The 22456-nt window shown below is 64.3% G+C and carries 21 protein-coding genes; 9 read left to right on the top strand and 12 right to left on the bottom strand.

The genetic code is table 11. The annotated features are described in order from the left end of the window. Positions 1 to 13: 13 nt before the first annotated feature. Entirely contained in the window at positions 14 to 1447 is a 1434-nt protein-coding gene (locus ACJ512_RS18330) for an aldehyde dehydrogenase (RefSeq protein ID WP_407685954.1), read from the bottom strand. A 105-nt stretch (positions 1448 to 1552) separates the two neighbouring features. Between ACJ512_RS18330 and ACJ512_RS18325 the strand changes: the two genes are divergently transcribed. Genes ACJ512_RS18325 through ACJ512_RS18315 form a run of 3 tightly spaced genes read left to right on the top strand, consistent with a single transcriptional unit; the run spans position 1553 to position 3795 of the window. Next, complete coding sequence (locus ACJ512_RS18325; RefSeq protein WP_407685955.1) at positions 1553 to 1987, top strand: FAS1-like dehydratase domain-containing protein; 435 nt, start codon at positions 1553 to 1555, stop codon at positions 1985 to 1987. Then, positions 1984 to 2442, top strand: a complete 459-nt coding sequence (locus ACJ512_RS18320) for a MaoC/PaaZ C-terminal domain-containing protein (protein ID WP_407685956.1) — start codon at positions 1984 to 1986, stop codon at positions 2440 to 2442. The genes ACJ512_RS18325 and ACJ512_RS18320 overlap by 4 nt, the downstream gene beginning before the upstream one ends. Before the next feature lie 12 nt (positions 2443 to 2454). Further along, positions 2455 to 3795: a TetR/AcrR family transcriptional regulator gene (locus ACJ512_RS18315; protein WP_407685957.1), complete on the top strand. Its 1341-nt coding sequence runs from the start codon at positions 2455 to 2457 to the stop codon at positions 3793 to 3795. A gap of 17 nt (positions 3796 to 3812) precedes the next feature. Here ACJ512_RS18315 and ACJ512_RS18310 read toward each other — a convergent pair whose 3' ends face one another. Further along, entirely contained in the window at positions 3813 to 5027 is a 1215-nt protein-coding gene (locus tag ACJ512_RS18310) for a CaiB/BaiF CoA transferase family protein (RefSeq protein ID WP_407685958.1), read from the bottom strand. 465 nt (positions 5028 to 5492) lie between these two features. Here ACJ512_RS18310 and ACJ512_RS18305 point away from each other — a divergent pair, with 465 nt between their 5' ends. Together ACJ512_RS18305 and ACJ512_RS18300 are read left to right on the top strand one after the other, a co-directional pair. After that, the gene (locus ACJ512_RS18305) at positions 5493 to 6887 is read left to right on the top strand and encodes an IS1380 family transposase (protein WP_407685959.1); all 1395 of its coding nucleotides are present in this window, start codon (positions 5493 to 5495) and stop codon (positions 6885 to 6887) included. A gap of 221 nt (positions 6888 to 7108) precedes the next feature. Then, on the top strand, positions 7109 to 7933 hold the full coding sequence (locus ACJ512_RS18300) for an acyl-CoA thioesterase (RefSeq protein ID WP_407685960.1): 825 nt from the start codon (positions 7109 to 7111) through the stop codon (positions 7931 to 7933). Between the two features lie 440 nt (positions 7934 to 8373). Here ACJ512_RS18300 and ACJ512_RS18295 read toward each other — a convergent pair whose 3' ends face one another. The 3 genes from ACJ512_RS18295 to ACJ512_RS18285 form a co-directional block, all read right to left on the bottom strand. Next, positions 8374 to 9495 carry an adenylate/guanylate cyclase domain-containing protein gene (locus tag ACJ512_RS18295; protein ID WP_407685961.1) on the bottom strand — a complete coding sequence of 374 codons (1122 nt, stop codon included), beginning with the start codon at positions 9493 to 9495 and terminating at the stop codon, positions 8374 to 8376. A gap of 329 nt (positions 9496 to 9824) precedes the next feature. Beyond that, complete coding sequence (locus tag ACJ512_RS18290) at positions 9825 to 10697, bottom strand: 3-carboxyethylcatechol 2,3-dioxygenase (protein WP_407685962.1); 873 nt, start codon at positions 10695 to 10697, stop codon at positions 9825 to 9827. Positions 10698 to 11024: 327 nt separating this feature from the next. Continuing rightward, positions 11025 to 11615: a TetR family transcriptional regulator gene (locus ACJ512_RS18285; protein WP_407685963.1), complete on the bottom strand. Its 591-nt coding sequence runs from the start codon at positions 11613 to 11615 to the stop codon at positions 11025 to 11027. Positions 11616 to 11784: 169 nt separating this feature from the next. Between ACJ512_RS18285 and ACJ512_RS18280 the strand changes: the two genes are divergently transcribed. Next, positions 11785 to 12969, top strand: a complete 1185-nt coding sequence (locus tag ACJ512_RS18280; RefSeq protein ID WP_407685964.1) for a cytochrome P450 — start codon at positions 11785 to 11787, stop codon at positions 12967 to 12969. Between the two features lie 33 nt (positions 12970 to 13002). On the opposite strand, the gene ACJ512_RS18275 is transcribed toward ACJ512_RS18280, so the two are convergent. Then, complete coding sequence (locus ACJ512_RS18275; protein WP_407685965.1) at positions 13003 to 13476, bottom strand: nuclear transport factor 2 family protein; 474 nt, start codon at positions 13474 to 13476, stop codon at positions 13003 to 13005. Between the two features lie 146 nt (positions 13477 to 13622). Beyond that, positions 13623 to 14462 (bottom strand): LLM class flavin-dependent oxidoreductase, encoded by an 840-nt coding sequence (locus ACJ512_RS18270; RefSeq protein WP_461480139.1) that lies wholly within the window; start codon positions 14460 to 14462, stop codon positions 13623 to 13625. Positions 14463 to 14623: 161 nt separating this feature from the next. Between ACJ512_RS18270 and ACJ512_RS18265 the strand changes: the two genes are divergently transcribed. After that, entirely contained in the window at positions 14624 to 14836 is a 213-nt protein-coding gene (locus tag ACJ512_RS18265; RefSeq protein ID WP_407685966.1) for a hypothetical protein, read from the top strand. 293 nt (positions 14837 to 15129) lie between these two features. On the opposite strand, the gene ACJ512_RS18260 is transcribed toward ACJ512_RS18265, so the two are convergent. Beyond that, positions 15130 to 15945, bottom strand: a complete 816-nt coding sequence (locus ACJ512_RS18260; RefSeq protein WP_407685969.1) for an SDR family NAD(P)-dependent oxidoreductase — start codon at positions 15943 to 15945, stop codon at positions 15130 to 15132. Positions 15946 to 16196: 251 nt separating this feature from the next. On the opposite strand from ACJ512_RS18260, the gene ACJ512_RS18255 reads away from it, so the two are divergent. Both ACJ512_RS18255 and ACJ512_RS18250 read left to right on the top strand, forming a co-directional pair. Beyond that, positions 16197 to 17279: an IS110 family RNA-guided transposase gene (locus tag ACJ512_RS18255; RefSeq protein WP_461479761.1), complete on the top strand. Its 1083-nt coding sequence runs from the start codon at positions 16197 to 16199 to the stop codon at positions 17277 to 17279. Between the two features lie 354 nt (positions 17280 to 17633). Next, a protein-coding gene (locus ACJ512_RS18250) for an IS5 family transposase (protein WP_407689354.1) occupies positions 17634 to 18561 on the top strand; the annotation gives its coding sequence in 2 pieces (ribosomal slippage) (positions 17634 to 18047 and positions 18049 to 18561; 927 coding nt in all). Positions 18562 to 18671: 110 nt separating this feature from the next. Here ACJ512_RS18250 and ACJ512_RS18245 read toward each other — a convergent pair. From ACJ512_RS18245 to ACJ512_RS18230, 4 genes are all read right to left on the bottom strand, one after another. Then, positions 18672 to 19532, bottom strand: a complete 861-nt coding sequence (locus ACJ512_RS18245) for an alpha/beta hydrolase (RefSeq protein WP_407689353.1) — start codon at positions 19530 to 19532, stop codon at positions 18672 to 18674. A gap of 91 nt (positions 19533 to 19623) precedes the next feature. Next, entirely contained in the window at positions 19624 to 20634 is a 1011-nt protein-coding gene (locus ACJ512_RS18240; RefSeq protein WP_407689355.1) for a DUF2889 domain-containing protein, read from the bottom strand. A gap of 46 nt (positions 20635 to 20680) precedes the next feature. Continuing rightward, a complete protein-coding gene (locus ACJ512_RS18235) occupies positions 20681 to 22144 on the bottom strand; it encodes an aldehyde dehydrogenase family protein (RefSeq protein WP_407689352.1) in 1464 nt (487 codons plus the stop codon). Positions 22145 to 22241: 97 nt separating this feature from the next. Continuing rightward, positions 22242 to 22451 (bottom strand): hypothetical protein, encoded by a 210-nt coding sequence (locus tag ACJ512_RS18230; protein WP_407689351.1) that lies wholly within the window; start codon positions 22449 to 22451, stop codon positions 22242 to 22244. Positions 22452 to 22456 lie beyond the last annotated feature (5 nt).

Raw genomic sequence — 22456 nt, 5'->3', positions numbered from 1 at the left:
GTGCCCTTCCGGTCTAGCGAATGACAGTTTGATACTCGACGAAACCGGCGATACCCTCCGGGCCTCCCTCGCGGCCGATGCCGGACTGTTTGAAGCCGCCGAACGGACTTCCGAAATCCAGGACCGCGGTCGAGTTGACCGCCACAGATCCCACCCGCAACCGCGACGCCACCGTCGCCGCCCGGTCACTGTCGGCCGACCAGACCGCGCCCACCAGACCGTATTTCGAGTCGTTGGCGATATTCACCGCGGCGTCGTCACCCTCCGAGTCGTCGTAGGCGATCACTACTGCGACGGGTCCGAAGACTTCTTCGCGGGCGATTTCCATGTCGTTGGTTGCAGCCACCACCGCGGGGGTGATGAACCACCCGGGCCCGGTAAGACACTCGCCGCCGGTCAGGATGGTGGCGCCCTCGCTCGGCGCCCGCTGCAGGAAGCCCTCGACCCGGTCGCGGGCGGACTCGTTGATCAGCGGACCGATATCGGTGGATCGGTCGGCCGGGTCCCCGACGCTGAGCCCTGCCGCTGCGCTGGTCAGCGCGGTGATGAATTCGTCATAGCGGCTGTGCGGCAATATGATTCGGGTTAATGCGGCGCACAGCTGACCGTTGTTGCCCATCACTCCACCGATCAACCCGCTGACCGTCGATTCCAGGGGCGCGTCGGGGAGGACGATGGCAGCCGACTTTCCTCCCAGCTCCGTGCTGCAGCGGCGGATCTGGGATCCACACGACGCTGCGATCTGGGCGCCCACTGCTGTCGAGCCAGTGAAGCTGATCTTGTCCACCCCGGGGTGGGTGGACAGCGCCCGACCGACAGCGGCGCCGCCGTTGACGACGTTGACCACACCGTCGGGCAGACCGGCCTCTTCGACGGCCTCAGTGAGCACACCGATACTCAACGGCGCGTCCGGCGACGGCTTCAGTACGACGGTACAGCCCGCGGACAGGGCCGGGCCGAGCTTCAATGCGGTGATGAATAACGGCGTGTTCCAGGGGATGATCGCCCCGACCACGCCCACGGGCAGCTGATTGACGGTGACGGTGCCACCGGCTGTGGACGGGCGGGTGGACACGAACGGGTAATCCGGGGTGATCGCAGCATAGGCACGAAGCGCACCGATGGCGGTGAGCACCTGGCCGAAAGTGCTCCATTTGCGCGGCGAGCCGATCTCGGCTGTCATGAGATCGGCGAGTTCGCCCTTGCGGGCGATCAGCGCATCGGCTAGCCGGCTTAGCGCCTCGGCCCGTTTGACGGGGGAGTAGTCGCGCCAGGGCGAGGACACCAGGGCGGTGTCGGCCGCAGTGACCGCGGCGTCGACGTCATTGGCGCCGGCGGCATCCACGGTGCCGATCTGCTCACCCGTCGCCGGCGATGTCACCGCAAACTGCTCGCCGGAGCCGCCGCCCCATCGACCCGCGACATAACTCGCCGCCAACGTGATCATATCGATTTATTCTGGCAGTGATGTCATCTTTGTACAAGTGCGTCGTAGCCGGTTCATGTCGGTTATAAGTTTCGAACCGGTGAATTTTCTGACAGTATTGATCACATGAATCCATCGCCAGAACCCGCGACCGCCCCGATTGTCGGTCAGCCATGGGAGGTGATTGTCGAACGCGGGAAAGTCGCCGAGTTCGCTGACGCCATGGCATCGAGCAATCCCGCCTACCGCGGGCCCGATGCCATCATCCCGCCGACGTTCTTGACCACCGCCGGCCGATGGGCGCCGCGCGGAGTGCGGGTCGATGTCGGTTTCGACAGGAAGCGGTTGTTACACGGGGAACAGGAGTACACCTTCCACGGTCCGCTGCCGAGGGTCGGGGATACCCTGATCGCACACGAGCGAATCGTCGACCGGTTCGAGAAGCCGGGCAAGCGCGGCGGCATAATGCGGTTCGCGGTCGTGGTGACCGAATTCCGCTCGCCCGATGGTGCGTTGGTGGCCGAGGCGAAGGCCACGTTTATTGAGACGGCTGGCCAATGACCGCAGGTACAGCGGCGCTGAACGTCGGCCTCGAAGCCCAACCGTGTGAGTTCGGGCCGATGACCCGCCAGATGTTCGTTCGATACGCTGGCGCGTCCGGCGACTTCAATCCGATGCACTATGACGACGAGTTGGCGCGTTCGGCCGGTTACCCGTCCGTCTTTGCCCAGGGGATGCTAACTGCGGCGCTGCTGGCCACTTTCGCCACGGATTGGTTGGGCGCCGAGACCTTACGGCGCTTCGGCGTGCGCTTTCGTGAGCAGGTCTGGCCCGACGATGTGCTGACGTGCTCTGGACGAATCATTGACATCGCCGCCGAGGAGGGCGGCGAATGGGTGACGGTGGAGCTGGCCGGCACTCGGCAGACCGGTGGGGTGGCGATCACCGGAACCGGCGACTTCTTCATCGCGCGAAACGCGTCGCCCGGTGACGCAGGTCAACCGAATCCGCCATAAGCTGGTCAGACCATGTCCGACGCGTCGATCGTGCGCCGAGCCAGCTACGGCCCGTCCAGCCCGGAGATCGGCATCCGGGGTGCCACCACACGCAACCGAATCGCCGAGGTGTCACTCGAACTGTTCGGCCGCCTCGGGTTCTTCGACACCTCCGTCGATGCGATCGCCAAGGCCGCAGGTGTCTCCCGTGCCACGCTCTATCAGTACTTTCAGGGCAAAGACGAGATATTCCTGGAACTGCTCGGCGAGTGCGGCAGCGCGCTGTTCCGGGTCGCCCGCCGCATCGGCCCACTAGGGCCCGATGAGGTGGGCTTCGACAACCTGAACTGGTGGGTGGGCGAGTGGAGCTGGGTTTTCGAGAAGTACTCCACGATGTTCATCCAGTGGACCGCGATCGCATCGTCGGACACCAAGGTGGGTCCGACGATCTCGGGGTTCGTGCGCAGCTATAACCGCCGCATTGCGGAGCGGCTGGCCGCCTCCGGCGTGCGCGGCATCGATCCGGAAGTTGCGGCAATGACAATGACCGCGTTGGTGCACCGGATCAACCTCTACGTTCATACGGGGCGTGCTTACGGTTACACCGCGAAGCAAGTGATGGACACTTTGTCGGTATTCCTGCAACTGGTGCTGTTCCCCGACACGCCACCCGCGATCCTGACGAGCCTGCGGTTGCACACGGTCACCGATCCGGCTCGCGCCGTGGCCGCCGTCGCGGTGCCGCCGGCGCCGGACACTACTGGCTTGTCGATCACCGAGCGCAGCGCGGCACTGAGCCGGCGCGCGGTCGCCACCGTCGTCGCGCTGGCCGACGCGGGCGCGGCGCAATTCCGCGAACGAGGGTACCGGCGCACCAGCGTGGACGACATCGTCGAGGCGGCGGCGGTCGCGCGGGGTACCTTTTACAAGTACTTCCGAGACAAGCAGGATCTGCTGGTGGCCACGGCCGCCGACATCTATGACGCCGCTAGGGCGTTCGCTGACCAGATCGCCCACATCGACCCGCTGGCGGATCTGCCGACGCTGCGGCAGTGGCTGGCCGGTTTCATCGATTTCTACGATCGGTACTCGGGCTGCCTCGATGTGTGGGTGGAGAACACCACCGATGACCCGACGGTGATCGCCCTCGGCGCCAACGGCCAGGTGCTGATGGATATCGGCGTGGCAACGATGCTGATCCAGCACCCAAGCCCCTACCCGTTCGATCCGATCGTCTCGGCGGTCATCGTTCGCGCCCTGGTGACCAGGGTCCCGCAGGCCGCGGTGGATCTGCCCGAGCCGATCAGCGGCGACAAGGTCGTCGAGCTGTTGCTGAGTTGTCTGCGGCGGGGATTTTTTGGGGTGGCCGACTAAATTTACGCCAGTCTAGGTCAGGCCAATGTGGTGACGCGCGTTCGCGCCAGCTCAGCGATTTCCGCACGCGAAAACCCCAACCCCTCCAAGATCGTTCCGCTGTGCGCCCCCAGCGCTGGCACGTCGCCGATTCTTGCCTGTACGCCGGCCAACGTGGCCGGCGGAATGAGCGCCTCCGCAGGGCCGCCCGGTGTGTTGAACTGCCGCCAGCGATCCCGCCCAGCCAGTGCTGGATGGTTCCACACCTGTTCGACGTCATTCATCCGCGCCGTGGCCACACCGGCCGCGTCGAGCCGATGCTGAAGTTCGTGAGCGGTCAGCGAAGCAATCGCGGCGGTGATGATGGACTCCAGCTCCGCGCGGTGTGCCACTCGGTCGGGATTGGCCGCAAAGCGGGCATCGTGCACCAGATCAGGCCTGTCCAAGACGAGCTCACACAGCCGTTGCCATTCCGGCTGGTTTTGGACGGCGAGCAGCACCGTATCGCCGTCACCGGCAGTGAAGGGGCCGTACGGAGCAATGGTGGCATGGTGGGCACCCGTGCGCGGGGACCGACGAGCGCCGTAGTGACCGTAGAACAGCGGTTGTCCCATCCATTCGGCCAGCGCGTCGAACAACGACACCGATACCGGTCGCACCTCACCGGTGGTAGCACGCACATACAGCGCGCTGAGAAGCCCCGAATATGCAAACATTCCCGCAGCGATGTCAGCGACCGAGATACCCGTCCGCGCCGGCTCCGCCGGCGAGCCGGTAACCGACAACAGGCCAGCCTCGGCTTGGACCAGCAGGTCGTAGGCTTTGCGGTCGGACCACGGGCCGCTCTCGCCGTAACCGGTGATTGTGCAGGCGATCACGTTCGGATGACGCTTCCCGACGGCGGTGGTGTCCAAGCCCAGCCGAGCCGAGGAGCCCGGCGCCAGGTTCTGTACGAGGACGTCGGCGCTGTCCAGCAGGCGATGCACGACCTGCCTGCCCGCGGGTTGTTTGAGGTCCAGTGTCAGCGACTGCTTGCCCCGGTTGAGCCACACGAAATAGCTGGACTGGCCGTGCACCGTGCGGTCGTAGCCGCGAGCGAAATCACCACCGTCGGGACGTTCCACCTTGATCACCCGAGCGCCGAGGTCGGCGAGTTGTCGCGTGGCATATGGAGCCGCCACGGCCTGCTCAAGACTCACCACCGTGATGCCCGCCAACGGTGCGCCGGCCGGATCGTCAGAGTGTCGCGCCATGTGTACATACTGTCAGATTTGATTTGGGGTCGGCGACCTCGGTTAGAAGGCAAGGTGATCGTCATCAACGGGGGAAACGAGCGCAACGAGGCCGGCTATCAACGGTGGTGTGCGGCGGTCTGGACGTGGAGAACCAGCGCTATGATGTACGGCTCACCGCGGCGCGTGCCATCGGTGAACGCACCAATGCCGGACTTAGACAGCATTGGCGTTTCTTCCCCGGAATCCGCCTGTGCTCAAACAGGATTGGCGCAGTCGTCGTGGCTATGATTGCGTTATCAACTTTCCCGAGCGGAAACTACTGACAAAACTTCAATAGTCCTGGGCGGCACCGATGTCCCTTAGCCTGGATACACCGATTCGGTAGGGGATTTATGTGAGTTGTAACGCCGAAATGCCCTGTCGTGGTGGGAGAATGGGATTTCTCAAGGATCACATTCGGCCAGAACGAAGGGCATCTCGTAGATGCAACTATCTCACACTCGACCAGTAGCGTCCGCGATCTTCGACGACCCCAATCTGGTGTCCTGCGCGGGCCTGGTCCCGATGATGGCGTTGGCCCAGCAGTGCGACCTGGCGACCTTGGCGGATGAGCACCTCAGCGTGCCCACCGACAAGGGCGCCAACGCCGGAGCGAAGGTCACCTCGCTGGTCGCGGGCATGGTGGCCGGCGCCGACAGCATCGATGACATGGCATTGCTGCGGCACGGGGCGATGGGCAGCCTGTTCGACCGGCCCTACGCGCCGTCGACGCTGGGGTCGTTCCTGCGTGAATTCACCTTCGGGCACGTCCGCCAACTCGACGCCGTTGCCGCCCGGCTGTTGACTGGACTGCACGACCGCACCCCGCTGGTCGCCGGGATCGACGGCCCGGTGCTCGTCGACATCGACGACACCATCATCGAAGTGCACGGACCCGGCAAGCAGGGATCCGGTTACGGATACTCCGGGGTCCGGGGTTTCAACGCGCTGATCGCTACGGTCACCACCGAACACGCCGCGCCGGTGATCGTTGGCCAGCGGCTGCGCAAGGGCGCCTGCGGGTCCCCACGCGGAGCTGCCCGGATGGTCTCCGACGCCCTGGCCACCGCGCGCCGGCTGCGGTCGACCGGGTCGACCGGAAAGGTATTGCTGCGGGCAGACTCCGCGTTCTACGGACACCCCACCGTGTCGGCGGCGATCCGCGGCGGAGCCCAGGTGTCGATCACCGTGCGACTGGACTCGAAGGTCAAGACCGCCATCGCCACGATCCCCGACGACGCGTGGATGCCCATCGAGTACACCGACGCCATCTACGACGAAACCACCGGCAGATGGAACTCGCGCGCCGAGGTCGCCGAGATCGCGTTCACCGCGTTCAGTTCCAAGAAGGCCAGTAAGCAGGTCCCGGGCCGGTTGGTGGTGCGCCGCATCCCCGACCTCAACCACCGCAGCGGCGACGGGCAAGCCACGCTGTTTGACACCTGGCGCTTCCACGCGTTCTTCACCACCAGCGCCCTGGCCACTGTCACCGCCGACAAGACCCACCGCGGTCACGCGATCATCGAACAGGTCCACGCCGACCTCAAAGACTCCGCCCTGGCGCATCTACCCTCGGGGCGATTCGCCGCCAACGCCGCCTGGCTGGTGCTGGCGGTGATGGCGTTCAACCTCACCCGCGCCGCAGCCACCATCGCCGGGCCCCGATTGGTCAGGGCCCGCACCGCCACCATCCGCCGCACGCTGATCACGGTGCCGGCGCGGATCGCGTCCTCGGCCCGCCGCCTGACCCTGCACCTACCGCAGGGCTGGCCATGGAAATCGGCATGGAACACCCTGTTCGACAGCCTGTTTCGCCGAAACACACCGATCATCGCCTAACCCACGCGCTCCCACCGACCCTCAACGCGAAAGACCAAGTGGAACAACCCGACACCGAGGTCGGGCGATCACACACGTCCAACACCGCAGCACACCCAGTTCAAGGCGCACAATCGAAATCGACTTCAGACCGATAGCCCATCGGTGGATTGAGGCTTAAACAGTAATCTATTTATTGCTCGGCCGAATTGGAGATCTTGGTGCGCGTTACGGTAGGTGATGTGCTGAACCTGTTCGCGCTCGATCCACTCGATCCGGACAGCTTTCGGGGCACCCAGCTCGATGGACCGAACCACCATATCGTGGGGGGTAACATCGCCGCGCAAGGGTTGATGGCCGCCGGTTTGACGGTACCGCGGCGGCCGCCGCACAGCCTGCACGTCTACTTCCTGCGGCGGGGCGATGCGCGTGTCCCGGTCGACTTTGACATCGCCCGACTTCGCGACGGCGGCACCTTCTCGGTCCGGGAGGTCACCGCAACCCAGGACGGAGAGGTGCTCATGCAGGGGCTTGCGTCCTTCACCGCAAATGTTCCCGGCGCCGACTACCACGATGCGATGCCCGATGTGCCCACGCCCGAGTCGTTGGTTCCTGTCGAAGAACAACTCGCGCCCTACGCTGCAGAGTTCGGCGGCTGGTGGGTCGGTGATCGGCCGTTTGACACCCGTTACATCGATCCGCCGCCGCGGGCGGCGATGGACGCCGATGAACCGGCGCGGCCGGTGAGCCGGATCTGGCTTCGTTCGCGCGGTGAGATTCCCCTTGATCCCCTTCTCAACAGCTGTGTCTTGACCCAGCTCAGTGCGCTGACCATGGTGGAGGCTGTCCGGGGGCCGATGCACAAGACGCCGCTGGACGTTTCGGCTTCACTTGATCACACCGTGTGGTTCCATCGCCCGGCGGACTTTTCGGACTGGCTGTACTTTGAACAGAGCTCGCCCAGTGGAATCGGAGGTCGCGCGCTTGCGACCGGCACCTTCTACAACCGTTGCGGGGTGTTGGTGTGCACCGCGACCCAGGAGTTTTATTTCTCAACGGCCAGATAAAGTTAGGTTGGCTAACTGTTCGACGGCTCGCTGAGTCGGCTGGGCGCATGGAGAAAACGGCAATGACCGGAACCGGGAATGACAGGTGGGCCCTCACCGCGAGCGTCGGCGCCACCACGTTGAGTGTCGCAGCCGGGTGTGCGGCAGACACCACCCGCGAGAATCCGCTGGTCAGCGGTCCGTATGCGCAGATGTTCCCGTACGCGGCAGGGCTATGCAGCTAGGGCGATAACGCGGCTTCAGAAGCGTCCTGAAACGCGAGCAACTATTGGTCAGCGCATTCACCGGTGGAACGAAATTGGCCGGCAACGCCGGCCTGTCAGCGTCGTTAGGGGCACACGCGGTTGCCGTCGGAATAGAGCCGCGCAAGCCTCGAACATCTCACCGGAGGGCACCTCAATCGAATAGTGCCGACGGCACATGAGTTGCGACACAAGGGATTACGACCCAGAATCGGTCGGATGGTGGACACGGAAAAGCTGTGTCTCGCCACGTACGCCTTTGAGCTGGCGTGAGCCCTCAGCTGACCACGCGAATCTCTTCGCGTTGCCGACGGCGGCGCGCGTGGAGGCGGCGGCGAGCACTACCCCGGGAGGCGCCGCGCCGGTAACGCGGCTTGCTACGTTTACCGCGCTGCCGTACCAGTCGCCGGCGCGGTTGATCGCCCACCCCGAGGCGACGCCGACCCGAAGATGCGGCAAGCCTTCCGTGGCTGCAGCGTCAATTACATCAAGGGCGGCATCCAACAGCGCGGCAGGATCAGGACAGACCAACATCACCGCGTCGCCGATCGTCTTGACGAACTGCACCGGAGCGACGACGACGGAACGGGCCAGCTCGGCGAGCCGACTCGCGAGCTGTGCCAGCGTTTCGGGCGGCACCGCTTCCCCCAACTCGGTGAACCCCACGATGTCAGCAAATGCCACCGAGATATGTCGCGCGCCCGGAAGTGTGCCCGCGGCCCTCTCAGCGACATTGACCGCCACCGCCTCCAACGAATGCCGCAGTTGCAGGCGTAGCAGGTCTTCAGTGAGCGGCCCGAGTAGCGGTGCGACCTGCCGTGCCAACACCTCGAAAGCCTTGGCAAGCTGCAGTTCAGTGGCTCCGGGCGTCAGTACAGCCTCTAGAGCTGCGTGACGGATCATCTCGGCAGTGCGGTGCAGGCCCTCTGCCAGTACCCGCACGATAGCGACCACCTGATCGGGGTCGAAGCCAAGGTCCACAAAGGCTTTGGCGTGCACGATGGACTCGCCGTCCATCCGCAACTGAACCGCTTCGTCGGGATCCTCCACTCTGGGCAAACCGATTGCGCGTTGCAGGCGCTGCAATAGTTCCAGGTCGATACCAGTGGAGTCGCTGATCACTCGCGCCGATACGTAGGTTCCGTCATCGCCGAGCGCGCGATACGCCGGCAACCCCATCGGGACGGACGTTGCGCGAATCTGGGCAAGATCGAAGCCGGTATCAAGAAGCCAACCGATCAGCTCCATCCGTTCCTCACGCGTTTGGCCCTCAAGGCCGTCGAGCAATCCCGACGCGTCAATATCGAGATTAGCCGCCACCGCGCCAATCTACAGCGTGACAGCTCGCTGCGGCGACAGCCCGATCGGCGTCGATGCCGGTCACCTCTGCCCAGCTATTTCAGAGCGTCACGATGGTCGTGACCGATTCCGTACACGGGGCGGTGCTCGAGCACGGGAAGGAAATCAGTCGAATCATCATCCGTTAGAACCCGGCCCGCCGTCGGCGCTCGGCGCGGCCATCGGGTATGTGATCCATGACTCCGCGTGCAATTCGCGCGGTTGCATGGCATCTCGGCCGATGTCACGACCCTGTAACGCCAGCTGAGCCGATCCGACCTCGATAATGATCGAGCCTGGGCGGCGGCAACTCAACTCTGGGACGCGGCGACGGCCATGCCGGTGATCCACTCCGGAACCGGCTCGTAGACCAGCGGTGGAACCGGTCGTCCCCCGCCCGCCGCGCCGGCGGCGACCCACGTCCGGACCTCGTTGGCACCGGCGCCGGCCCGCGCGTGGGCGGTATCCACCAGCCGAACCAACGCCGAGACGTCCCATGTCGACATCGCTTGCAGCACTTCGGCATCCCAGTCGGGGCGGATTCTCGTGCGCGCTTCGGCCATCCCGTCGGCGATCAACCGTGCCCGTTCCTCGTCGCTGAGGTCGTAGGTATCGACCTCTAGGCTCGGCGGTGAATGTGATAACCCACCGGTCCCGATCAGAAGCACTCGTTGGTCGACGCCGTCGAGGAATCGCCCGACCGCCGTCCCGAAGTCAGCCACCCGACGACCCGTCGGGAGCGGGGCAGTCGCGCAGTTCACCGGCACGGGGATGATCGGCTTGGCATCCAATGCACCAACCAGATCTCGAATCGGCTGGGCGAATGCATGATCCAGTCCGATGTCACGGCACACCGCGATGTCAAAGCCCGCAGTGAGCAAGTACTCGCAGAGCTCGCGAGCCAGTCCGGACGCAACCTGGAGATCACCAGCGCCATGGCGCCCTTCGGCGATGACCGACGCGGACAGCGCCACGCCGAAGGTCGGAACCACCTGCCGGAACGCTCGGCGGTGGTCACCGCCGAACACGATCACCAAGTCGGGATCGAAACGGCGGACGTTATCGGCGGCCGACGCCAGCGCGGTGCGGAATTTGCGCCCGAACGCCTGCTCGACGTCGCGCTCTTTGCCCGGACTGTGGCTCGCGCAGACCACCAACCGCCGATCGGAATTCACAGTCGCCATCCCATCACATAAGTGACACACATGTTAGAACGGCTTCGGCTGCCGGTCCAGCCGCAGGGCGAGAGCGGTTATGCGGCGAAGCGCCGAAGGGGCCCCGACATGGCGTTCCCGCCGGTTAGCTGCGGATGTCATTCAGGTCGGTTCATCGCTAGTCGCCGCCCGCTGCGGAGCGGCGATCCACCAACGTTATGGCAGTAGGCTGTCATCTTAGGGTGATTGCAAACGCGCCGGAAAAGGCGAGGCGCCTCGGTGACAGATCTGTTGGGCCCGCACATACCCCGGCTCTGCCCGAACGGCACTCGGTTTGACGACCCTTAGCTGCCGGCCTCACTTCACCGCCGCGGGCAGCGCGGCGAACTCCTGACGGATGAGAGCGTCGAGGCCGGCGTTGGGGGCCGACAACCATTGTTTGATGGCGCGGTCAACAAGCACCATGCCGATCGCCGCGAGCAGTCGACACTCGCCGTCGGGGGACGGCAGCCCGCGCCTCTCGGCAATCACCCTCGCCACGGTGTCGGCATTGGAGTCGTGATTACGGCGCTCGCGCCCGAGCAGCACCAGCGATGACGCCACCGCCTCGTGGTACTGGCCGATCCGCTTTCGGATGCGTTTGAGCCCAGGCGCCAGCAGGGCGAACGACTCGGCCATCGCCTCATAGTCGGACAGCGACTCGTCCCGGCCGAGGTAGACCGCGCTGAAGGCGTGGATGAAGTCGTATTCCCCGGAGAACAGCACCGACTCCTTGGTCGGGAAGTAGCGAAAGAAAGTCCGCGGCGACACGCCGGCCGCCTCGGCGATCTCCTCAGTGGTTGTCTCGTCATAGCCATGTGCGCTGAAGAGGTCCAGCGCGGCATCGAGCAGTGCCGACCTGGTCCGGTCCGCATGTTCGCTTCGCGGCGAGCGATCACCCCGCGGCATCGGTCATTCCTTCCCGGTGATTAGCTGCTCAGGACAATACCGCTGCGGCTGATCTGTCGGAGGGCGTTGACACTGTTCGACGCCCCAACGATACTGATCCGAGACTGACAGTCTACTGTCATGTTCGCGCTGGCAGGGTCGGGCCCGTTGACGAGAGGATGAAACCTCCATGGTTGACGTGACCGGGGAAGCCGACTTCAGCGTTGACGAGCTTCCGTTCAGCGAGGACCGTGCCCGCGCCTGGCGAGCGCTGCGGGAACGCGGGGAGGTGGTTCGAAGCGGGGAACAGGCCGTCGTGGCCAGTGCAGCGGCCGCCGATTTCGCGGCCAAGCATCCCGAGATCTTCTCGTCAGCAAGGGCTTTCGACCGAATTGGCAGTCCAGTGCCGATGGTTCCGATCGCGATCGACCCACCCGACCACACCCGCTTCCGGCGGCTCCTGGATCCTTTCTTCAGTCCGCGCAAGATGGCCGAGCGCGAGCCCGAGTTACGTAAGCAGGCGGGCGAGCTGATCGACGCGATCAAGATGAAGGGAACGTGCGAGTTCGTCGCAGACCTGGCTGTTCCGTTCCCCTCCCAGGTCTTCTTGACCTTGTTCGGTCTACCACTGGAGGATCGCGATCGCCTGGTGCAGTGGAAGGAATCGATCCTGCAGTTCACCGATCCGGGCAGTGCAGAGCCGACGCCGGAGGTACTCGCACATGGCTTGGAGCTTTACACCTATCTCAGCGAGCACATCGCCGAGCGACGTTCTAACACCGACGGCGACGATCTGTTGTCCCAGTTGATCCACCTGCACGACGAAGGCGGCATGACTGACGCTGAAATACTCGGTCTGTGTTTTCTTTTCGTGCTGGCGGGGTTGGACACCGTCACCGCCGCACTGGGGTTCTCGTTCGCCCGCCTCGGGGCCGATACCCAGATGCGGGCCAAAATTGCGGGCGATTACTCGCTGATCCCGTATTTCATCGAAGAGCAGTTGCGCGTCGATCCGCCGGTGCCGTTCGCCCCCCGCGTTGCTACCCAAGATATCGAGGTGGCCGGCAGCTTCGTGGCCAAGGACACCAATGTGCTGATCAGTTACGGTTGCGCCAATCATGATCCGCAGCAGTACGCGGAGGTCGACCAGGTCCATCTCGAAAAGTGTCCACCGCATTTCGCGTTCGGCCGCGGCCCGCATCGGTGCCTCGGCTCGCACCTAGCCCGGCTGGAGTTGCGGCTGATCTTGGAGGAATGGCACAACCGGATCCCCGACTACCGGCTCGCCGAGGGTGCCAAACCGCAGGTGCTGTGGCCCAACGGCACGCTCAGCCTCAACGCGGTGCCGTTGGTCATCGCTAATCAAGGGGATTGAGACAGCGGACTTGTTAGCGGGCCGCTGGTTTGGTTAGGCGGTTTTATCTGATGCTGCGCTCGAGGTGTCCGTGCCCAGTGGTTCCAGCTGCGCCGACGGCAATTGTTCATCGTCAGGCAGGGGGTCTCCGGTCTTCACCGTGATGTGCTTGAACAGAAGCCAGCGCCCATTCTCTCGACGAAGATGGTCGTGATAGCGCCCGACAAACGACATCTCGGCTGGCCCGTCTTCTGGTACCAGTGACACGATCACGTCGCTCCAGGCTCTAGCCTCGTTTCCATATATTTCGATTACCGGCGCAAAGACAAAATGTTTTATCCTGTGCGGGATCGGGGGCTGCGTTGCAGGCAACCCTTCGATAATCGCCTTTCGACCGCGAAACGTCTGTCCCGCCCAAGGCAGCACGCCGTCGCTGCAGAATAACGCCGCAAGTTCAGCCCATCGACGTTCGTCGAGAAGCTGATCGTATAATGCAATAATGCGTCTTATCTCTTCGTAGTCATCCATTGCTGCCCTACCTCACCCTCGGTAGATGATAAACGCTATCCGGGGAGGGTAATGCGATCACCCATGTTGACCCGTCGATGCCAGTCGGAATGACATGCGCCGTCGTTCTTCCGAGGCGGCGTAAACCTTTTGAGGAACTGCTGCAGCTAAGGCGGGCAGTTGTCATGTCGTCTCCTATTCCCTTGGCGCGGTTGAGATGTCGGCTCTGATTGACTGGTGAAATCAGAGCAATCGGCGATGCACGGACCTGCGGTCAAGATACCATGACCGTCAACGGGTACCCCCAACGGCTCGGCGACCGTCCCGGTGGTGGAGAGGTCAATCCACATGGGGTAGCACGTCTTCGGCGACCGACTGCATGTGGTCGAGGTAGGCGTTGAACTCGTTGGCGGATTGACCCAGGTGTCGGTGACGCCGAATTCGGCGAGCTTGCAGCAGTTGTCGATCACCTGCTGCGCGCTCTGACCGAACTGCGTGTTCGGATCGTCCATGACGGCGTGCTCCTGGCCGATGGACCGCACCGCGAGGCTGTAGAACAGTGAGAATGGCCGGCTGTCGAAGCCGGCTTGAGTGCGCAGATGGTCCGTATTCGCGAGCAGTGCATCTGGCTTGGTCAGCCAGGGTGCCCGGCTGTCCCTATATCGTGCAGCGCGGCGCAGCACCGCATCGGCGTCGCCGCCCATCCACACGACAGGATGGGATCGGCTGACCGGCTTGGGTCCGAAGGTAACTTCGTCGAAGCTGACGAATTCGCCCTCGAAGCTGGGGATGGAGCTGTGCCAAAGTTCGAACTTCGCGGCCAGGTTCTCATCGGCGATCCGGCCTCGCTTGGCGACTGGGACGCCAACCGCGTCGTATTCCTCCTCGAGCCGCCGCACACCCACGGTGACCTGTGCTCGGCCGCCGCTGAACCAGTCCAGCGTCGCGATCGACTTGGCGGCGATGATGGGATTGTGCAGGGGGAGGATGGTCACCATCGAACCAATGGTGATCGTCGACGTGGCGCCGACGATGAACGCCTGGGCGGTTGCGGCGTCGAAGTAGTCTCAACGAGTAGTGATTCCCTGAGTGCGATCGACGGTATTGCGGCGCCATAGTTGAAACAATCGCTGACGAGAGGCAGTTTGCTGTCGATAACGGTTTCGGGATGTACATGACCGACAGCACTGCTCCGTCGATCGATCCCCTGCGCGACAGCAGCGGTCCCGATCGGCTGTGGACAGTGATCAACGTAGGCGAGGCGAGGCCAGACAACCTGTCACCCCTGTGCCTGTCGCTGGGGGACGTGGGAGGTCCCGGCGCCCCAAACCATTGGATCGCGACGTGTTTCTTCGTCGGCCAGGCAATGAACATTGAGTGACGCCATCGCCTCTCGCGCCGGCTGGGGCGTCACCACGTCATCTACGGACCGCAGGTCTACGGGCACAGCCTGCCTGGTCATACGTTCCTTCTGACCACCGCAGTAAAATGTAATAGCTGGTTGTCAAATCCGCAGCAGGAACGGCGCGTGGTTTCCGATTGCGCGAAAGCGGCTGCTACCAAATGTGCTACGGCTTGAAGGGCCGCCGGGCGCGTTGAGAGCCTCGGACCCCATACGGGGTTGACGCGCTTGGATCCGAAACGCGACTCTGCCGGCGTCGAGCAGTTGCCGGTTCAACCCGTGGGCCAGTCACAACAGGTCAACTCGGCCGAGATCTCCCAGAGCCGTCGAGCGCTATCTGGATCGCGAGCTTTGGTGAGCAGCTTGGTCGGCTTGGGCTTGCCCCACTGATGCGCGAGCCCGCGAGGCGCAATGTAGGTCCCGTTCGGCAGATCGGTGTAGACGGCCTGGATGGTGGAACGCGCTCCGTCGCTGGGGCGTTGAGCGATGTGCGGCGACAGTACTCTGCCTGCCCACTGTAGCAGGCCCGAGCCGTTCCTGGTGATACCGGAGTCAACCATGCCCGGGTCGGCCGCATACGCGGTGCGGCCTCGTCGAACCAGTTCGCGGACGAAGAGCAGGTTGGCCAATTTCGACTCGCCATATGCCGCCCACATGTTGTATCGCCGGCGGTGCCAATTCAGGTCGTCGAGATGCAGCGTTGCCATCGCATAGTTGCTGCTGGCCACCACGACGACACGGTCACGGATGCGCTCACCGAGCAGACACGTCAGGGCGAAGTGGCCGAGGTGGTTGGTCCCCATGTGCGCCTCGAACCCGTCAGCGGTCCGCGTGAGCGGCAGCCCGAGGACACCAGCGTTGTTGACCAATACATCAGCGACATCGATGGACTCTGCGAACCGTCGCACGCTGGCGAGATCAGCGAGGTCGAGCTGATGGACCTCGACGTGCCCGCACATCTTTACGGCGGCCTCTTGGCCCTTGCTCACGGTGCGGCACGCGAGGAGCACCTGATGGCCTTCGGTTGCCAGCGCGGTCGCTGCCGCCAGGCCCACGCCGCTATTTCCGCCGGTGATGATGATACGCACCCGTCTCCTCCCTCCGCCCGCAGGCGTCAATCTCTCAACGCTTCGCTGATATCGACACACAATCACGAATTGCAATGGCTGCGCAGGGCTTTGGCGAATGTGTTCATCGCCGTCGATCGGATTTGGCGATGCGGTACCGTCAGCCCGTTTACTAGACGGTATGGGCAGGCTGGGGCCTCGCTGCATGTGATCGTGGGTTGCCGACAGGAATCAGGTCCTGGCCGGTAGAGCCACAGATGTAGGAGGCCCCAGTGAAACGCCATCGTACGAGTGTTGGGTTGGATGTGCACGCACGATCAGTGGTCGCGTGCGCCTTGGACGGGGACACCGGGGAGGTGTTCGAACGGCGATTGACCCCGGACTATCGGGATGTCCTGGAATGGTTGCGGTCGCTGCCGGGCAGGGTGGCGGTGACGTATGAGGCGGGGCCAACCGGGTTCGGGTTGGCCCGGTTTCTGCTGGCCGCGGGGGTCATGTGTCTGGTGGCTGCGCCGTCGAAGCTGCAGCGCCCATCAGGGGATCGGGTCAAGACCGACGCCCGTGATGCCGCGCATCTGGCCCGGTTGCTGCATCTGGGACAAATCGTGGCGGTCACGATTCCCAGCGCGGATCAGGAAGCAGCCCGCGATCTGGTGCGCGCCCGTGAGGACTGCCGCGGCGATCTGATGAGTTCCCGGCACCGGGTATCGAAACTGCTGCTGCGCCAAGGGATCATCTACTCCGGCGGGCGGACTTGGACCGGTAAGCACGAGGCATGGCTACGGGCGCAACGCTTCGAAGCCACCCCATTGCAGCTGGCTTACGACACCGCCCTGGATACGATGCTGGCCACCGTTGATCGCCGCGACCGACTCGATGCCGCGATCGCCGAACTGGCCGCCGACAGTGCCTACACGCCGGTGGTCACGCGGTTGGGCTGCTTGCGTGGGGTCTCGACGTTGACCGCGTTCGGGCTGGCGGTCGAGATCGGTGACTGGGGCCGGTTGACCGGGCGCTCAATCGGGGCCTACCTCGGGCTGGTGCCATGCGAGTACACGTCGGGGAATTCACGCTCGCAGGGATCGATCACCAAGACCGGCAACGGGCATGCCCGCCGGTTGCTGATCGAAGCGGCCTGGCACCACCGTCAACCGTATCGGCCCGGGGTAGATCTGCGGCGGCGCTGGGATGCCGCCAGCCCGGCAGCACGGGCGCGGGGCCAGCAAGCCAACCGGCGTCTGCACCACCGCTGGGTGTCCTTCGATGCCCGCAAGAAGCGCCCCGTGGTCGCCAACACCGCCATCGCCCGGGAACTGGCCGGCTGGTGCTGGTCGCTGGCTGTGCTCGACACCTGAGCACCGGCCCATAACTGTCCGAACAACCCGGTGGTGGCGGCAGCGCCTGGGAGTGACCCGCGAACGCCCTATGAGCAATCATGTTGCAGTGCAGTCTGATTACGCTCGATCTCTAGACCCGCGATCCACTCCAGCAGAACAGTCCGTCCTGCGGTAACCAACCCGCGAATATCAGACTTGACGACGCGTCGACAAACGACACGCTCGCCACCACAGAGTCCCCGTTCGGTCAACGGAAGCGGCGTCCCCGGCGACGGTCGAGGACGCCGCTTCCCCCTGCGGTCTTGACAAAACCGATTCCATATCAGGGCGTGTCTCCCATATGGTGACTGTTTTTGACGGGATGCTGTTCGAATGGCGACGGTATCGCGGTTTCGGTTGTTGAATGATGCTCAGTGGGGATTGATTTCGGGGTTATTGCCCTCGAACGAGGGGCGCCGGGGTCATCCGTTCGGGGATGATCGCCGGGTCGTCGAGGGCATCATCTACCGGTACCGCACGGGTGTGCCGTGGCGGGATTTGCCGCGCTCGGAGTTCGGACCGTGGCAGACGGTGTGGAAACGGCATCGCCGCTATGCCGGGGATGGCACCTGGGATCGGGTGCTGATGGACTTGTTGGCCACCGCGGATGCCGAGGCGAAGCTGGACTGGACGGTCTCGGTGGACGCCACGATCAACCGTGCCCATCAGCATGCGACGAACACGACGCGCCCCGAACAGGACACAGGGGGCAGTGTCGAATTGCAAGAATCTGCCGCTGGACGACACTGAACCCGCAGGTCACGGCCTTGGACGGTCCCGGGGAGGCCTAACCACCAAAATCCACACTGCCGTCGACGGCAAGGGACGTCCGCTGGCTGTTGTGGTTACCGGCGGCCAACGCAACGACGGTGCAATGTTGTCCACGGTGCTGGACGAGATTGTGGTGCCCCGTATCGGCGCGGGGCGGGCCCGTACCCGCCCTGATGCCGTGATCGCCGACCGCGCCTACACCAGTGGGGTTGCCCGGCGGATGCTACGTCGCCGCAAGATCACCGCAGTCATCCCACAGAAGCGCGACGAGATCGCCGCCCGGGCGCGCCGCGGATCGGCAGGTGGCCGACCCCCGGCCTTCGATGAAACCCTCTACAAGCAGCGTAATCTCGTCGAACGATCATTCGCTCTGCTCAAGCAATGGCGCGCCCTGGCCACCCGCTACGACAAACTCGCCATCGTCTACCGCGCCACCGTCGTCCTCAGCGCCTGCATCACTTGGACCCGCCATATAGGAGACATGCCCTAGCCGACGGATGGGCTCTTTTGGGTACGAACCTGCCTAGTTCGGCTCGCGACTGTGGGCACCCAGGCGGCGATCCGGTTCCAAAGCTGAGTTCTGTGGCTGGCGAAGTTGTGTCAGTGCCCCGACTTCGGGACCAAATGGAGCGTGACATCCGGTGACTTGAAGTAATTGGCGGGCTCGACATACGGGTCGGGCGATACGTCGATGGCACCGCCGAAGCCAAGGAACACCGGAACATCGATCTGGGATGTGTAGCGTTCGACGAACCCCGGCGTGGTGACCTCGCTGCCGGCCCGCACCGGCACCCTGCTCTGGGCGGCCGTGTCGGCGTCGATCACCACTTGTGGCACTTCTGCGGCGTAGAACATCGGTGTGAGGTAGTCGCGCGGCGCGATACCGTGGCTGTCACCGGGTTTGGCCCCCGAGACCTGATAGAACATTTCGATGCTCTGTTGGATGCGCGCCTCGAGGGTTTCGGCATCGGCCATGGTTTCGTGCACGTTGGTGATCTGCACGCCGTAGCCGAGCAGCACCACCGCGTCGTAGGCGCCCGTGCTGGCCTGCACCATGGTGGTGAGGCACGCGCCCATGGAGTGCCCGACACCGACCACCGGGAGATCTATCGGCGCCAGCCCGTCAACGAAATCGCCTTGTTGCAAATGCTTTCGGACCTGGCGGGCAACGTCAGCGTCGCCTGCAGCCAGCAGTTCAAGGCCGAGGGGGCCCGACGCGATCGGATCGGTGCTGTCGCCGACTGCGAGATGGTCGACCGCGATGACGATGTAGCCGGCTCTGTCAAGGTGTTCCCCGAAGCTGTAGCTGGGATGCCCCTCGATCTCGAGGTGCCAGTACCGCTTGTCGTAGGTGCCGCCGGGCAGGCACACCAGCGCGGCGAGGGACTCGGCGGGTTCATCGGGCAGGAATACCCACGCGACCTGGGTGAGTTGCTCGCCCGAGTTGATCGCCTCGGTCACGTCGAGGGTGAGGGTTATCGGCATGTCCGCTCCTCGCCGTTCGCGCAATGTCTCGCGGAGACTGCTCGTCGATCGGACGCCATTGACGGGCCTACAGGTGTTCGATCAGGGCCCGGGCGTCGGCCACGAAGCGCAACAGGTCGTTGAGGTGCGTGCAGGTGCTCGTGCCCGTGAGTTCCTGGCGTACCCGGAAATGCAGGTCGCTCAACGTCATCCCGGTGATCCCGCGAGCGCTGGCGACAGCGCCGGGACATTCCTGCCAGGGCAGAACGCGCGGAACCGCTTCGAATTGCAGGATCAGCCCACTGTCCGGATCGACGGCCGCGGTGAGGGTGTATTCGTGGATGATGGTTTCCTGGCCGTCGGCGCGGACGTAGGTGTCACGGAACATGGCATCGATGCTGACCGTGGCGGCGTGGTCGTTCTCGGCGACGTCGAGGCGCCGACGTCGGCGCATCCCGTGAATCGGCAAGGGTGCCATGTCGTGCCAGCCCGCCGGGTCGGCGGGATCATCGAGTTCGGGGGCAGGTGGACCGGTCACGATCGCGGGGTCTCCGGCTTCGAACGACGACATCAGCGGCCCGCCGGTGACGAAACCTGCGCACTGGTCGGCCACCGGCAGGTACCCGGACTTGACCACCTCGCCCAACACTCCGGATGCCGACAACGCATGACCGGAGATCAGGGTGGCCACCGGAACGTCGTCGAGCAGGGTGTAGAGCAGCTGACGGCGCTGTCGCAACTGCGGTGCGATCTTTTCGACGGCGGCGCGGAAACCGCTCATCGCCGGCGCTCCCGCCAACCGTGACATGCCCTCGATGGCCGGCTTGGTCGCGATGTGCTGAACAACGCGGGGCACCATGTCGATCGTCGCAGTCAGTCCGGCCCGCCCGAGTTCCCGCATCGACCCATCGCGAGCGGTGAACAGATCGCGACCGGTGCCGATCAAATAAACCGGATCCAGCGAATTCTCCTCACGCGTCATGTCTATCGACGTTGTGCGCCGGACCGAATTCAGCCGCCGTGGTGGTGTGTGGGTGGTGGGTTGGTGAGGGCCGTGCAGTGGATGCAGCGGGAAGCCGGGTGATCCCAGGTCGGTCAGTGCCATGTCTTATCCCACCTGAACTCCTTCGTCGCCCATCGTGCCGTCACGCGATGCTGACGCCCTTGATCCGCAGGAACTCGTCGAGACCGCGCCGGCCGCCTTCTTTGCCCAGTCCGCTGATCCCGATCCCGCCGAACGGCCGTGTCGGATTGAGATTCGCCGCACCGTTGATCAACACCTCACCGGTCTCGAGTTCCTCGGCGACCCGATGGGCGCGTCGCAGATCGGTGGTGAACACATAACCCGACAGCCCGTAGGGCGTGGCGTTGGCGATGGCGATCGCTTCGTCGTCGTCGTCGAACGGGATGATCGACAAGACGGGGCCGAAGACTTCCTTTTGCGCCAGCTCGGAGTGCGGGTCGACATCGGCGAACACCGTCGGCGTCAGGAAGTAGCCGTTCGCGAGCTCACCGCCGAGGCGCTGGCCACCGGTGATGAGCCGCGCTCCGTCGCGCCGCGCGGCCTCGATCATCCCGGTGATCCGTTGTAGCGCCTGCTCATTGACGACGGGGCCACTGATCGTGTCGGCCTGGAACGGGTCGCCCACCTTGATGTGACCCACGATGGTCTGTACCCGCGCGATGACCTCCTCATAGACACTCCTGGCCACGATCATCCGGGTGGGAAAGGCGCAGCCCTGCCCACTGAGTAGGCCCACCGAGAACATCGTGCCGACGCCGCACGCCTTGTCGAGGTCGGCGTCGCCGAAGATGATGTTGCCGGACTTGCCGCCAAGTTCCATCACGACCGGTTTGATCAGGTCTGCGCAGGTGTGCATGATCCTGCGAGCGGTGTCGGGCCCACCGGTGAAACTGACTTTCTTCACCAGCCGATGGCGCACCAGTGCCTCACCGGCGGCGGGACCGCCCGGAACGATGTTGATGACACCGTCGGGTATCCCCGCCTGGTGAGCCAGATCGGCGAAGAGGCCACACGTAAACGGTGTCAGCTCAGAGGGTTTGACAACGACGGTGTTGCCCGCGGCCAAAGCAGCCGGCACCTTCATCGCCAGGGAAATCAGCGGGCCGTTCCAGGTGATGATCGCGCCGATCACACCGTACGGTTGCGCGAGGGTGTAGGTAAATTCACCGTCGCTCCGCAGCGACGTCGTGACGTCGCCGCTGATCTTGTCTGCCCACCCCGCGTAGTAGCGGGTCCATTCCGCCGCCAGGGGCGTCATCAAGGTCAGTGCTCCGGTAGCGGTGCCGTTGTCCATGGCACCGAGCCGGCCGAACTCGACCGCGTGTTCCTCGATGAGGTCGCCGAGGCGCATGAGCATGCGGCGCCGGTCGGAGCCCTTGGTGGACCGCCACTGCAGGTATGCCTCGTGGGCGACGTGCACCGCACGGTCCACCTCGGCTTCTCCGGCCAGCGGGACCGTCGCATCCGGTTGTCCGGTACAGGGATTGACGTGTTGGTACACACCACCCGAGCCGGCCGACAACCGGTGCGCGCCGATGCGTAACTCGACCGCGGGCCGTTCGAGGTCAAGTGTCGAGTCGGTCATTGAGACTCCCATCTGTCGGTGGACCCCGCAGGCGCACCGGCGATATTTTCTGCCTGCAGAACCTGGACGGGCAGCACGTGCCGCCTCGCCGAGACGCCTACGCACTGATGCTGCCGGTGTGGATGCGCGCCTGGCGCAGCCCTTCCTGCGCGTCGTCGACCTCAACCGTCCACATGCCGCAGGAGCAAGAGGCGCGGTAATGCCCGTTCTCTGGCAGGATGGCTTGCCCATCGCAGAAGCCCCCGGTGTTGGCGATGCTGTTGAGGAACTCCAGAGGTTTCTCGTGCAGGGCGCTGTCGTTGGACATGGTCG

Origin of the sequence: Mycobacterium cajalii, from assembly GCF_045809005.2 — a bacterium.
Taxonomy (GTDB): domain Bacteria; phylum Actinomycetota; class Actinomycetes; order Mycobacteriales; family Mycobacteriaceae; genus Mycobacterium.
Note: the sequence above shows the minus strand (reverse complement) of the source record. Positions and strands in the feature narration are given on the sequence as shown.

Bases quoted from the DNA above. Each gene is read 5' to 3' on its own strand.
- ACJ512_RS18325 (WP_407685955.1), top strand. From the start codon at position 1,553: ATGAATCCATCGCCAGAACCCGCGACCGCCCCGATTGTCGGTCAGCCA.
- ACJ512_RS18305 (WP_407685959.1), top strand. From the start codon at position 5,493: ATGCAACTATCTCACACTCGACCAGTAGCGTCCGCGATCTTCGACGAC.
- ACJ512_RS18315 (WP_407685957.1), top strand. From the start codon at position 2,455: ATGTCCGACGCGTCGATCGTGCGCCGAGCCAGCTACGGCCCGTCCAGC.
- ACJ512_RS18330 (WP_407685954.1), bottom strand. From the start codon at position 1,447: ATGATCACGTTGGCGGCGAGTTATGTCGCGGGTCGATGGGGCGGCGGC.
- ACJ512_RS18265 (WP_407685966.1), top strand. From the start codon at position 14,624: ATGTACATGACCGACAGCACTGCTCCGTCGATCGATCCCCTGCGCGAC.
- ACJ512_RS18285 (WP_407685963.1), bottom strand. From the start codon at position 11,615: ATGCCGCGGGGTGATCGCTCGCCGCGAAGCGAACATGCGGACCGGACC.
- ACJ512_RS18275 (WP_407685965.1), bottom strand. From the start codon at position 13,476: ATGGATGACTACGAAGAGATAAGACGCATTATTGCATTATACGATCAG.
- ACJ512_RS18320 (WP_407685956.1), top strand. From the start codon at position 1,984: ATGACCGCAGGTACAGCGGCGCTGAACGTCGGCCTCGAAGCCCAACCG.
- ACJ512_RS18280 (WP_407685964.1), top strand. From the start codon at position 11,785: ATGGTTGACGTGACCGGGGAAGCCGACTTCAGCGTTGACGAGCTTCCG.
- ACJ512_RS18230 (WP_407689351.1), bottom strand. From the start codon at position 22,451: ATGTCCAACGACAGCGCCCTGCACGAGAAACCTCTGGAGTTCCTCAAC.
- ACJ512_RS18310 (WP_407685958.1), bottom strand. From the start codon at position 5,027: ATGGCGCGACACTCTGACGATCCGGCCGGCGCACCGTTGGCGGGCATC.
- ACJ512_RS18290 (WP_407685962.1), bottom strand. From the start codon at position 10,697: ATGGCGACTGTGAATTCCGATCGGCGGTTGGTGGTCTGCGCGAGCCAC.
- ACJ512_RS18235 (WP_407689352.1), bottom strand. From the start codon at position 22,144: ATGACCGACTCGACACTTGACCTCGAACGGCCCGCGGTCGAGTTACGC.